11 protein-coding genes are annotated in these 12499 nt (G+C 40.1%); 3 read left to right on the top strand and 8 right to left on the bottom strand.

Going from position 1 to position 12499, the window contains the following annotated elements; all coding sequences use genetic code 11:
* The first annotated feature begins 1 nt into the window (after position 1).
* The 3 genes from AC0N32_RS00590 to serS all read left to right on the top strand — a co-directional run bounded on the left by AC0N32_RS00590 (position 2) and on the right by serS (position 3196).
* Positions 2 to 1255 carry an MATE family efflux transporter gene (locus tag AC0N32_RS00590; protein WP_476391943.1) on the top strand — a complete coding sequence of 418 codons (1254 nt, stop codon included), beginning with the start codon at positions 2 to 4 and terminating at the stop codon, positions 1253 to 1255.
* 101 nt (positions 1256 to 1356) lie between these two features.
* The gene (locus AC0N32_RS00585; RefSeq protein WP_476391942.1) at positions 1357 to 1860 is read left to right on the top strand and encodes a hypothetical protein; all 504 of its coding nucleotides are present in this window, start codon (positions 1357 to 1359) and stop codon (positions 1858 to 1860) included.
* A gap of 67 nt (positions 1861 to 1927) precedes the next feature.
* A complete protein-coding gene (gene serS / locus AC0N32_RS00580; RefSeq protein WP_476391941.1) occupies positions 1928 to 3196 on the top strand; it encodes a serine--tRNA ligase in 1269 nt (422 codons plus the stop codon).
* Positions 3197 to 3500: 304 nt separating this feature from the next.
* Here serS and AC0N32_RS00575 read toward each other — a convergent pair whose 3' ends face one another.
* The 8 genes from AC0N32_RS00575 to AC0N32_RS00540 form a co-directional block, all read right to left on the bottom strand.
* Entirely contained in the window at positions 3501 to 4268 is a 768-nt protein-coding gene (locus AC0N32_RS00575; RefSeq protein WP_476391940.1) for a sulfite exporter TauE/SafE family protein, read from the bottom strand.
* Positions 4259 to 4711, bottom strand: a complete 453-nt coding sequence (locus tag AC0N32_RS00570) for a FixH family protein (protein ID WP_476391939.1) — start codon at positions 4709 to 4711, stop codon at positions 4259 to 4261. Before AC0N32_RS00570 ends, AC0N32_RS00575 begins: the two co-directional genes overlap by 10 nt.
* A gap of 71 nt (positions 4712 to 4782) precedes the next feature.
* A complete protein-coding gene (ccoG, locus tag AC0N32_RS00565; RefSeq protein ID WP_476391938.1) occupies positions 4783 to 6237 on the bottom strand; it encodes a cytochrome c oxidase accessory protein CcoG in 1455 nt (484 codons plus the stop codon).
* A 100-nt stretch (positions 6238 to 6337) separates the two neighbouring features.
* A complete protein-coding gene (locus AC0N32_RS00560; RefSeq protein WP_476391937.1) occupies positions 6338 to 7219 on the bottom strand; it encodes a cbb3-type cytochrome c oxidase N-terminal domain-containing protein in 882 nt (293 codons plus the stop codon).
* Positions 7220 to 7229: 10 nt separating this feature from the next.
* Positions 7230 to 7430, bottom strand: a complete 201-nt coding sequence (locus AC0N32_RS00555) for a CcoQ/FixQ family Cbb3-type cytochrome c oxidase assembly chaperone (RefSeq protein ID WP_476391936.1) — start codon at positions 7428 to 7430, stop codon at positions 7230 to 7232.
* Between the two features lie 18 nt (positions 7431 to 7448).
* On the bottom strand, positions 7449 to 9707 hold the full coding sequence (gene ccoN, locus AC0N32_RS00550; protein WP_476391935.1) for a cytochrome-c oxidase, cbb3-type subunit I: 2259 nt from the start codon (positions 9705 to 9707) through the stop codon (positions 7449 to 7451).
* 5 nt (positions 9708 to 9712) lie between these two features.
* The gene (ccoS, locus tag AC0N32_RS00545) at positions 9713 to 9937 is read right to left on the bottom strand and encodes a cbb3-type cytochrome oxidase assembly protein CcoS (protein WP_476391934.1); all 225 of its coding nucleotides are present in this window, start codon (positions 9935 to 9937) and stop codon (positions 9713 to 9715) included.
* 109 nt (positions 9938 to 10046) lie between these two features.
* A complete protein-coding gene (locus tag AC0N32_RS00540; RefSeq protein ID WP_476391933.1) occupies positions 10047 to 12422 on the bottom strand; it encodes a heavy metal translocating P-type ATPase in 2376 nt (791 codons plus the stop codon).
* Between the last annotated feature and the right edge of the window lie 77 nt (positions 12423 to 12499).

The raw sequence follows: 12499 nt of genomic DNA, 5'->3' as shown, positions 1-12499 counted from the left end.
TATGAAGCAAAATACCATTTTAAAGACTTTTGTTTCCAGATTTTTCATTCTGATCTTAAATTTCGGACTGGTAGTCTATTCCACCAATATGTGGGGAAGCGTTGGCAAAGGAGAAATATCGATCATCATTGCAGACCTTACCATCGTCAGTTTTTTTGCCAATATTTTTGTGGGAAGCAGCATGAGCTATTTTGCCACAAAATTCAGAACAGAGCAGATATTACCCATTGCTTATATCTGGGCGGTTCTTACAGGAATTCTTATTCCTGTAGCTTTCAGTTTCAATCATTCAGTAAATTATTTCTATTATATTGTGGGGCTTTCAGTGATGTCTTCGTTATTAACGGCGAACGTGAATCTGTTTGTAGGGCAGCAAAACATCAAAATGTTCAATCTATACACGGTCCTTCAACAGGTGGTTCATATTGTATTTATCGTAATTATTGTTTATGTGATCAAAATGACATCTGTTAGCGCCTATTTTATAGCGCAGATAGGATGTTTTTTGCTGTTATTCGTAACAAGTACCGTTCAGATCACAAAGTATACGAATTTTAGAAGAATGTCCATAACTAAAGGAATCGGGTCACAATTGTTCACTTACGGCTGGAATATACAGTTGAGTTCCTTTCTTCAGTTTCTGAATTATAGATTGTCATATTATTTTCTGGAATATTTTAAAGGAATCATGAGCGTCGGTATATTTTCCGTGGGGGTTGCTTTCTCAGAGGCTGTGTGGACGGTTAGCCGAAGCCTTTCCGTAGTGCTTTATGCAGATGTGGTAAACAGCACCAATTCCAATGATGCCATTGAAAAAACCAAAATATCACTGCGCATCAGCTTTCTCATTACTTTACTTTTTATCCTGATCATGCTTTTCGTTCCGGCTAAATTGTATGCTTTCATCTTCGGAAGAGATTTCAGCCAGACCAAAGAGATTATTTTATTCCTTTCTCCCGGTATCCTGGCTATTGCGGTAAGCAATATCATCGGCTATTATTTTGCCGGCATCAATAAACTGAGGATTTTAAATGTAAAGTCATTTATAGGTCTTATATTCACTATTGCTTGTTCTTTTTATGTTATTCCGAGATGGGGAATCGTCGGAGCCTGTATGGTAAGCTCGGTTTCCTACTGCCTGTCGTCGGCGGTACTCTTCTGGCGATTTTACCAGATTACCGAATTCCGTATACAGGATTTTATTCTTTCCAAGACGGAAATTAATCTTTTATGGAAGAAATTTTTACGAAAGTAACGCCGGAAGACTTTGTCAAACTTCTTCATCACAGGAATATTCAGCGTTAAATAATCCCAGCCCCAAATATATCAGAAGAAAAATTTTTATCTTTGCTGAACATGAAGAATATTTTTTTCGGACTTCTGGTTGTTTTTGGAGCGTTTCTGAGTTGCAGAACCGGTGACGACGAGTTGCAGAGAATCGACCAGATTCTAAATATTTATATGAAAAACAAATCGGGAAGAGATCTTTTTCACAATAAGAAAGATTCTACCTATTTCACCTATTCCTTTAATGATGACAATGGAGTGGCAGATCTTGCGCCTGTAAACAGTACCTTAAAGGCAACCGCAGATTCCACCCTTTTCATCGAATATATTGCCGGAGCAAAAAGAGTAGGGGTAGACTCAATCGATCCCAATAATAAAATCTACCGTTCCAACATTACGGTTTCTCTGATCAAGAGACTTAACAATACAATTTTAGATACGATTGAAGAAAAGCTCAGGATAGAATACAGGATGACACCGTCACTGTTCGAAGTCTCCAGGGTGTATTATAATGATACGCTAAGATTCACAAAGCAGGAGGGGTCGCCGAACGTAGTTACAATCGTAAAATAATTTTATACATTTGCAAAACTGTTGACATTCTGATGTTCAACATTCTAATAACTAACATCTAAATAAAATGTTACAAGTCAATTTTTTGCGCGACAATAAAGAGCGCGTTTTAGAAGGTCTTAAGAAAAGACAATTCAGGAATCTTGAGTTGGTAGACGAGGCGATTGCTACCGACGACGAAAGAAAAAGAATTCAGTTTGAACTGGATTCCCAGCTTTCCGAAAGCAACAAAATTTCCAAAGAGATCGGCCTGTTGATGAAAGAAGGGAAAAAAGAAGAAGCCGAATCTGCAAAATCTAAAACAGCACAGCTTAAAGAGTCGACGTCGGAATTGAAATCCCAGTTAGATGTCAAAGAAAAAGAGCTGATCAACATTCTTTACCAGCTTCCGAATATTCCGCATGAGAAAGTAAAAAATGGTGCTTCTGCGGATGACAACGAAATCATTTATCAGTCTCATGACGTGGAAGGCCTCGGCGAAGGGGCAATTCCTCACTGGGAATTAGCAAAAAAATATAACCTTATCGATTTTGAGCTTGGCGTAAAGATTGCCGGAGCCGGTTTTCCTGTATATCTCGGAAAAGGAGCCCGTCTGCAGAGAGCCCTGGTACAGTATTTTTTAGATAAAAACGTGGAGAAAGGCTATATGGAAGTGAACCCTCCTCACGTGGTAAACGAAGCTTCAGGATATGGAACCGGGCAGCTTCCGGACAAAGAAGGTCAGATGTATTTTATTAATGAAGATAATCTTTACCTGATCCCGACCGCAGAAGTCCCTGTTACCAATCTCTATCGTGATGTCTTACTTGAAGAAAGAGATTTACCGATTAAAAATACAGCTTTCTCACAGTGCTACAGAAGAGAAGCGGGAAGCTACGGAGCTCACGTAAGAGGGTTAAACCGTCTTCACCAGTTTGAAAAAGTAGAAATCGTAAGAATTGAAAAACCGGAAAACTCCTATGCGGTTTTAGAAGAAATGGTAGAACACATCAAAGAAATTTTGAGTGATCTTGAACTTCCTTACCGTGTATTGAGGCTTTGTGGAGGAGATACCGGTTTTGCATCTGCCATGACTTACGACTTTGAAGTATGGAGTGCCGCACAGGAAAAATGGCTCGAAGTAAGTTCCGTATCCAACTTTGAAACATTCCAGGCTAACCGGTTGAAATGCCGTTATAAAACAGACGGAAAATCCCAGCTGGTACATACCCTGAACGGTTCTGCGATGGCATTGCCAAGAATTATGGCTGCTTTGCTTGAAAACAACCAGACCGAAGAAGGAATTAAGCTTCCGAAGAAGATCGCCGAATATGCGAGATTTGATGTGATTAATTAAGAATTTTAATGTTATATAACAGACCACCGGAAATCTCCGGTGGTTTTTCTTTGCTTTAATTTTTTCCGGGAAAGTTTGTCGCAAGGTTGCAACAGCCTTTCCCGGTTACCGGAAAAGTTGTTGCAAGGGTGCAGGAAGGTTTCTTGCTTCCCGGAAAGTTTGCTGCAGCCTGCAGGAAGGTTTCCGGAAAAATTGAATTTAGCTTTAATCAAAATGCATCATATCATGCTTAAAATAACAAACAGCAAACCTTTCGAATCATCGTCCGAAGGGCTTGGTATAATTTAAAAATTTAGCTTAAAATTTAATGACAGTTTGTATTGCTGTGGCTGTGCGTACTGTGATCTCCCGGCAAATGACAGTCACCCTGATGGTCTTTGGATATGGTCATGGATTCTGCTCTTGGAGAAATGTACGGTATTCCCAGCTCAAGGCCTCTTACAATGAACAATCCTCCCAGGATGATCATCACCACAGGGATTACTTTCAATACTTTTATCCTGAAAGCCTGATTCATGAGGTTTCCGGCCAAAACTACCGCAAACATGAACGGAAGGGTTCCCAGACCAAATAAAGCCATATAGGAAGCTCCCTGCCATATCCCGCCGCTGGCAAGACTTGCCGTTAAAGCCATATACACCATTCCGCAGGGCAGGAAACCATTCAGAACACCGGTCGTGAATCTTGAACGGTAATCTGCTTTTTGCAGGAGTCTTCCCAGATTTGATTTTACTTTAAATAAAAACTTTGAAAAGAATGGTATTTTCGAAGCGAAATCTTTTCCTCCAAATGAAAATACCGCCATAATGATGAGAAGAATTCCCACCGAAATAGTGAGGTATTTCTGAATTCCTGCCATTTCGAAACCTTCACCGATGATCCCCAGGATAGCTCCTAAAAGAGAATACGTAAAGATTCTTCCGAACTGGTAGGTAAGATTCTGAAGATAAAAATTGGTTGCCTGTTTTTTCGTTAATCCCATCGACAGGGCAATCGGGCCGCACATTCCGACACAGTGGAAGCCGGAAGCAAATCCCAACCCTATGGCAGACAGGATGAGTGCTATTTCCATATTACATCATAATCCATTCGATAGTCTGTTTTATCCTTGGTCCAGCTCAATCTCAGGGTATAATTTCCCAGCTTCAGTACCTGAGCAGGGATTAAAAAAGATTTGTTGGCATCAAGCTGTACAGATCTGTGCACATCTAAATTCTGGTCATCGGTTCTGTTTAAAACAAATTTTACCGTCGTGTTCGAATTGTCGTAGTCTTTCGGGAAGGTAATCCTTATGCCGGCTTTATCCTGGTTATAGACCGGCTTTTCCTGTAATTCATCGGCTCTCTTCTTTGCATCGATGACGTCCTGGTATTTAAGTTCTTCTTCATAATAATTATCGGTTACCATTTCAGAGTTTTTCTGTCCGTTCGGAAACAGGAAAAGCATGGAAAGAATAAAGATCATGAACGCTGCTAATGCAATGACAACACCGTGTCCCCAACTGAATTTTTTCATTTCTTCGGAATTGTATTTTAAAACCTCAATATCATCAGATGTTCTGCTGATATTGAGGCTGATTTATTAAATTAAAATTGTAGTTTAAAAGGTCCTTCAAAATAAGTCTGGTAAGAATCTACCAACTTCCCGCTCATATCATACACTCCGATGGTGATGTTCTGCTTAGAGAGATTCATCTCGCTTTCGGGGAAACTGATGTTTACCGTTCCTTTGGTGATCTTGTCGCGATCTACCGTGATCTTGCTGGATGCACTGTAAATAACTTCTCCGTGTTTTGGTTCGATCACCTTGATCGTTACAGTTTTCTTCTCGTTTGTTTTATTCAGGAACGTGTAATTATAGGTATTGGTAATTTTTCCGTCTCTTACAAAGAAGGTACTTCCTGCGGGTTTAATGAATTTGGCTTCCATCTCACCACGGTTATAAAGAAGATAACCTAAAAATGCGGTAAGAAGTACAAGAATTACCGCAAAGCCTTTCATCCTTCCTGTAAATTTAAATTTGGTCTCCTTCTCAATTTCGTTTTCCGTCGCATATCGGATGAGACCTTTCGGAAGACCCACTTTTTCCATTACTTCATCGCAGGCATCAATACAGGCGGTACAGTTTACACATTCCAGCTGCTGACCGTCCCTGATATCGATTCCGGTAGGGCATACGACCACACACTGATGGCAGTCGATACAGTCTCCTTTTCCGGCAGCTTTTCGGTTTTCTCCTTTTCTCCATTTGGCTCTGTTTTCCCCTCTTTTGAAATCGTAGAAAACATTCACGGTATCTTTATCGATCAAGACGCCCTGCAATCTTCCGTAAGGACATACCAAAGTACAAACCTGTTCCCTGAACCATGCAAATACAAAGTAAAATGCTGCCGTAAGCAGGATCATTACAATGAAGTTGGTAGGGTTGGCGAATGGCCCTTCCGAAACAATTCTGAAGACCTCTTCATAACCCACAATATACATGAACATAAAGTGTGTGATGATAAGAGAAATAATAATGTAGATCGTCCATTTCAGTCCTCTTTTCCAGATTTTCTCGGTATTCCATTCCTGACGGTCAAGTTTCATCTGCTTGTTCCTGTCTCCCTCGATAGCATATTCTATTTTACGGAAAATCATTTCTAGGAAAATTGTCTGAGGGCATATCCACCCGCAGAAAATTCTGCCGAAAGCAATCGTAAATACAATAATGAAAATAAGGGAAGCAATTGCTCCAAGGGTAAGGATGAAAAAGTCCTGTGGATAGAAAGGCTGTCCGAAAATGAAGAACTCCCGGTCTATAACATTAAACAATATAAGAGGGTTACCATTGATCTTGATAAATGGTACTGAAAAATAAATTAGCAATAAAACAATGCTTACCAGATACCTGTAGTTGGTATACTTACCTTTAGGCTTTCTGGGATACACCCATTTCCTTTTACCGGACTGATCCATGGTGCCTATAGAATCTCTGTAAGTTTCAGGGTCCAGAACCTGTCCCTGTCCGCCGCGTGCTTCTATTTCTTCTATGTCTGACATTTGTAATATATTTAAAAAAAGAAAAACATAATTCGCTACTATTTTTTAATGTAATAACGAATTATGTTTTTCATATGTTTCTAATTTTTTTTGTTAAAAATTATTCTTTTTCCCAATGCGCTTCGGTTCCCTGAGGGGCGGCACCACCCTGAGCTGGTGTCACCGGAGGCAATTCCTGGTTGATGTGGTATACATACGCTGCAATTTTTTCAATTTCAGCACCGGAAACTTCCCCGTTTTTACCGAATGGTCTCATCGCCGGGTTGGTAGGCGATCCGTTCCAGTCCATATGGAATACATTTTTGAATAATGTTTTCTCCGGCTGGTTGATCCAGAAGTTGTCCGTAAGGTTCGGACCGATACCACCGCTACCGTCTTCTTTATGACAAGATGCACAGTTTGTTTTAAAAAGCTCTTTACCTTCTGCAATATTATCCGCAGAATATTTCGCTGTTTCAATCGTTACAGGAGGCTGAGTTTTATTGTAGATATCAATTGCTGCAATCTGCTCCTTGTATTCTTTTTCATATTCATTTATTGGATGAGCAAAATCTGTGAACGAGAATGCTGCAACGTAAACAATACAAAAAGCGGTCCCAAAATAGAACAGACCCAGCCACCATTTCGGTAATTGATTGTCTAATTCCATAATTCCGTCGAAACCGTGGTCGATGAGGATATCTTTCTCCTCGGCAGCAGATTGTTTTTTAAATGCTGCGTGGTATAGCCTTGTAAAATAAGGTACTTTTTTCTCAGCCAGATAAGCTGCTTTCTCTTCAGCAGACAGCTTCTTGAATTTATTGTTTTCAATAAGATCCCCGATTGCACTGTGGATATAGGCCAAAATACCAGCAATTACTACGGTACCCCAGAAATACGGAGACCCAAGGAACTCATAACTTTGTACAAACAGATAATAAAAAACTATTAAAAGTCCGATTATGATTAAGATGTTTATAAAAACCGGTGTTCTTTGTTTCATAATAAATAGATTAATTTTTTAAATTAAAATCATCATCCTGATCATCACTCAGAGGAGCTTCCTCTTCTTCTTTGTAAAACTTTTTAGGCCTGCTAAAAACGTAAATTACCAGTGCTACGAAGAACAGCAAAAAGAAAATCAGAGCCAAGGTCTGGTAAAAACCAGCATTGTCGGTATTGGATAATATGTCTTTAAAGTTCTGAGGTATCATGATGGGAACTTTTTAATGTTAGTTATTACTTGCTGTTTTAATTTCAGTTGTCTTGATATCCGTTCCTAGTCTCTGAAGATAAGAGATCAGTGCTACCACTTCTTTCTTCTCCAGTTCCCCTTTAGGTTTTTTTGCATAGGCATCTTTAAGGTCGGCTGCTTCCGAGAAGATATCTCTTACAATTTTAGAAGCCTGGTTGTCTGCCCATGAATTGGCAGAATCGATTTCAGCTTTGGTATAAGGTACTTCAAATGCACTCTTCATCAGCTTCATTTTATCTACCATTTTAGATCGGTCCAGGTTGGTAGCGATTAGCCAAGGGTAACGAGGCATGATGGAACCTGCGGAAGTCGATCTCGGGTTGTACATGTGCTTATAATGCCATGAACTTGGGTTTTTACCACCTTCCCTGTGCAAATCCGGTCCGGTTCTTTTTGATCCCCAAAGGAACGGTCTGTCATATACGAATTCTCCGGCTTTGGAATACTGTCCGTTTTTACCGTTGAATCTTACAATCTCATCTCTGAATGGTCTTACCATCTGTGAGTGACATGCATTACATCCTTCTCTGATATAAATATCTCTACCTTCTAATTCAAGCGGAGAATAAGGCTTCACTGCCGAAATGGTAGGTACACTTTTCTTAAGTGATAACGTAGGAATGATTTCCACCATACTACCGATGGAGATGGTTAGTAAAGATAAAATACCCATCAATACCGGAGTTCTTTCCAGCCAAAGGTGAGTTCCTTCTCCTTCTTTACGTTTTTTGTTGATGTTTGCCAGTGCAGGAGCTTCTGCAGGTACATCTTTCTGGAATGATCCTTTTCTCACGGTAGCAATAAGGTTTACCACCATTAAAAGAGCTCCTGAAAGATAAAATAATCCTCCTACGAATCTCATTTTGAAGTAAGGAATGATCGCTGTCACGGTGTCCAGCCAGTTTTTCCAAACCAATGTTCCATCCGGGTTAAACTGTTTCCACATTAATCCCTGGGTAAATCCTGAGATATACATCGGTACCGCATAGAAAATGATCCCCAATGTTCCCAGCCAGAAATGCCAGTTGGCCAATTTCACGGAATATAATTTCGTTCTCCAAAGAATTGGGATCAGATAGTAGATTACCCCGAATGCCATGAAACCATTCCATCCAAGAGCACCTAAGTGTACGTGTCCGATTACCCAGTCTGTAAAGTGACCGATTTTGTTGATGTTTTTAGTTGCCAATAACGGTCCTTCGAATGTTGCCATCCCGTAACAAGTTACGGCTACAACGAAGAATTTAAGAATAGGATTTTCTCTTACTTTATCCCAGGCACCTCTTAAAGTCAGTAATCCGTTCAGCATTCCTCCCCAGGATGGAGCGATCAGCATGATGGAGAACCCTGTTCCCACCGCCTGAGCCCAAGCCGGAAGCGCCGTATACTGAAGGTGGTGAGGACCAGCCCAGATATAAACGAAGATCAGTGACCAGAAGTGAATAATAGATAATTTATAAGAGAATACCGGTCTGTCAGCCGCTTTCGGTAAGAAGTAATACATCAAACCAAGCACCGGCGTTGTCAGTACGAATGCAACTGCATTGTGACCGTACCACCACTGTACGATGGCATCTTTTACCCCTGCATAGGCTGAATAAGATTTCCAGCCTGTGAAAGATAAAGGCACCTCAAGATTATTGAAAATATGAAGCATGGCCACTGCAATCCAGGTTCCGATGTAGAACCAGATGGCTACATATAAGTGTCTTACCCTTCTCTTAGCGATTGTTAAGAACATATTGGCACCGAAGATTACCCACGAAATGGTAATTAAAATATCGATCGGCCATTCGTGCTCCGCGTATTCTTTAGAAGTGTTAATTCCCATGAAGAACGTAATGTAAGTCACTACGATCATAATCTGCCAGGTCCAGAAATGGATCCAGGACAGGGTGTCACTGTACATTCTTGTTTTCAGAAGTCGCTGTAGAGAGTAATATACTCCCACATATACAACATTCATTACGAATGCAAAAATAACAGTAGAGGTGTGCAGCATTCTGATTCTTCCGAACCCAAATGCGCCATGTGTGTTTATTAAGCCTTGTATACTACCTCCCATACTGCTAATGGTGGTGTCATCCGTTCCAAATAAAAATTCCGGAAGCTCAGGGTAGAAAAGCATTAATGCAGCTGTAAGCCCAAACAAAAACCCTATGATCCCGAAAACTACGGTCGCATAAAGGAATGCCCGGACAATACTGTTGTCATAACTAAACTTTTGTGTTTCCATATCAACTATTCACTTTTTTCTTCAATTTTTTTTACTTCTCCCTTTTCATCATCGTTTTCTTTGTTGCCAGTGTCTTCTTTTTCCTTGATTTCATCAGAGTCGAAAAGAATTCTGACAGCCGGGGATTCGTCGTCCTCAAACTGCCCTTTTCTGGCGTACACTATAAACACGACCAGAAAAACTGCAGCTAAAGAAACACTGCAAAGGATCATTAAATATAGAATATCCATTAGACAACAAAATTAACCTATTTTCGGGGTTCAAATTTAGTGAAAAATAATGACATTCGTCACGAAATATGGGTTTCGGCTAATTTAAAATCAGTCTAAATAAGGGCGTTTACGAGCCTCTTCTGAAATATTTCCTACCCAGAATCCAGGTCGAAAGTGTAGTGAATGAAACCACTGTAATGGAACTTGCCGGCATGATCAAAGCTGCAAAAAGAGGATGCATATGTCCCGTCACCGCATAGCTCAATCCGACAACATTATAAAGAAAACTGATTATGAATGTTATTTTCACAATCGTCATCGAGCCTTTGCAGAGATTCAGGTATTTGTCGAGCTGTACTACTTTTTCGCCATTCATGATCACATCTGAAGAGGGCGTGAAGCTGTTGGTGTCGTCGGCTATTGCAATTCCCACGTTACTTTGCTTCAAAGCTCCTGCATCATTTAATCCGTCTCCCAGCATGGCCACTTTAAAGTTTTGATCCTGAAGGTTTTTGATGTAGTTCAGTTTGTCTTCGGGATTTTGATTGAAAGCCATTCCTTTGTAAGCCGGAATTAATTCTTTCAACTGGTTTTCCTCAGAAGAATTGTCGCCGCTCAATATAAAAACATGGTATCCTGCGAGTTTTTTAAACAGATTTTTAAGATTCTCGCGGTATTCGTTTTTGAAAATGAATTTACCTAAAAATTCATCATTTTTGCTGATGTACACCGCGGTCTCAAGATTCTTTGATTCCTGATTGTTATACCTTGCAGAACCGATCTTGTATGTATTTCCTCTGATGCTCGCCTCGTATCCTTTTCCTGAAATTTCCCGGAAATTTTCAACAAGATAATAATCGTCATTGACTTCAAGAAAATCATAAAGGGATTTTGAAAGCGGGTGGTTCGAGTTCTTTAATAAAGTTTTAATATTAAGTAAATCAAACTCTTTGATCTCTGATCCATCGTATTTGATATTGGATTTTTTTCTGTGCGTGATAGTTCCGGTTTTGTCAAAAACAATCGTATCCAGCTTGGCGATTTTTTCTATGGTTAAAGTATCTTTAACATAGAACTTATTTCTTCCTAAAATCCTCATAATGTGGCCGAAAGTAAACGGAGCTGACAACGCAAGCGCACATGGGCAGGCAATAATCAGGATAGCGGAAATGACCTGGAACATTTTATCAAGATCAATAAAATACCAATAAATCCCGGAGACCAAAGCAATACCTAAAATAATGAATGTGAAATATTTACTCACATTATTGGTTAAGGTATCGAGCCCGGTTTCATGTTTTTTAAATGCTTCTTTATTCCAAAGCTGGGTAAGGTAACTCTGGTCAACGTTTTTGATAACTTCCAGTTCAAGAGAAGATCCGATCTGTTTTCCGCCGGCAAAGATCTTGTCACCGGGCTGTTTGCTGATGGTGGCACTCTCTCCGGTAATGAAGCTGTTGTCTATATTCCCCTCACCGTTGATCAGGATGGCATCAACCGGAATGATTTCCTGGTTTCTGACCATGATACGGTCGCCGATTTTAACTTCCGAAAGAAGAATATTGTCCTGTTTGCCTTCAAAATCAACCTTTGTAACCGCAATCGGATAAAAAGATTTGTAATCTCTGTCATAGGAAAGCGCATTGTAGGTTCTTTTCTGGAAAATCTTACCGAGAAGCATGAAGAACAATAAGCCGCAAAGCGTATCGAAATATCCGGGTCCGTAATCGGTGGCAACCTCGTACAGGCTGCGTCCGAAAAGAACAATAATTCCCAGAACGATCGGTACATCGATGTTAACGATTTTGTTTTTAAGGCCATACCAGGCTGATTTATAATAATCCGAAGCAGAATAAACAACCACAGGGATGGCAAGCAGGCACATCAGAGCACGGAAAAGGCCTTTGTAGTGTTCCATCCAGTAATCCTCCCCGCCGATATATTCCGGGAAGGCGAGAAACATTCCGTTTCCGAAGGCAAATGCGGCAATAGCAAATTTTACAAGCAGCGATTTGTCCAGGTGTTCCACATTTTTATCTGCGGTTTCCAGGCTGATCACCGGTTTGTAACCTAGGTTCATCAGGAAATTGGCGAGTTCGCTCAGCTTTAAATCATGATGATTAAACGAAATCTGCAACGTTTTCCTCGTAAAATTGACCTGAGAGTAGTTGATGTGATGGTTTAAAGTGTGAAGGCTTTCCAGTAACCAGATACATGAAGAACAGTGGATGACAGGGATTTTGAAAGTGACCAGGCTGGTGTTTCCTTCAGAAAAATCCGTTACTTTCTCAAAGATTTCCGGAGTGTCCAGATAGTCGAATTGCGATGAGCTTTCATCAGGACGGATTCCGGCGCGTTTGTTTAGTTCGTAAAAGTTACTTAGATTATTGGTATTCAGTATTTCGTAGACCGATTTGCAACCGTTGCAACAGAAAGTCTTCTCATCAAATAAAATTCTTTCTTTTTCTATACCTTGACCACAATGAAAACAGTTCTCGCTCACCTCCATAAATTATTGAACTACAAAATTATAACAAATTTTTTTGTTTATCGAGTTAAAAAGTTCTATTTTTGTGATAA

The sequence above is a fragment of the Chryseobacterium endophyticum genome, assembly GCF_056333165.1.
This window is presented reverse-complemented; position numbering and strand designations above follow the sequence as displayed.

Coding starts and splice junctions, on each gene's coding strand:
- AC0N32_RS00590 (WP_476391943.1), top strand. CDS start 2: ATGAAGCAAAATACCATTTTAAAGACTTTTGTTTCCAGATTTTTCATT.
- AC0N32_RS00585 (WP_476391942.1), top strand. CDS start 1,357: ATGAAGAATATTTTTTTCGGACTTCTGGTTGTTTTTGGAGCGTTTCTG.
- serS (WP_476391941.1), top strand. CDS start 1,928: ATGTTACAAGTCAATTTTTTGCGCGACAATAAAGAGCGCGTTTTAGAA.
- AC0N32_RS00575 (WP_476391940.1), bottom strand. CDS start 4,268: ATGGAAATAGCACTCATCCTGTCTGCCATAGGGTTGGGATTTGCTTCC.
- AC0N32_RS00570 (WP_476391939.1), bottom strand. CDS start 4,711: ATGAAAAAATTCAGTTGGGGACACGGTGTTGTCATTGCATTAGCAGCG.
- ccoG (WP_476391938.1), bottom strand. CDS start 6,237: ATGTCAGACATAGAAGAAATAGAAGCACGCGGCGGACAGGGACAGGTT.
- AC0N32_RS00560 (WP_476391937.1), bottom strand. CDS start 7,219: ATGAAACAAAGAACACCGGTTTTTATAAACATCTTAATCATAATCGGA.
- AC0N32_RS00555 (WP_476391936.1), bottom strand. CDS start 7,430: ATGATACCTCAGAACTTTAAAGACATATTATCCAATACCGACAATGCT.
- ccoN (WP_476391935.1), bottom strand. CDS start 9,707: ATGGAAACACAAAAGTTTAGTTATGACAACAGTATTGTCCGGGCATTC.
- ccoS (WP_476391934.1), bottom strand. CDS start 9,937: ATGGATATTCTATATTTAATGATCCTTTGCAGTGTTTCTTTAGCTGCA.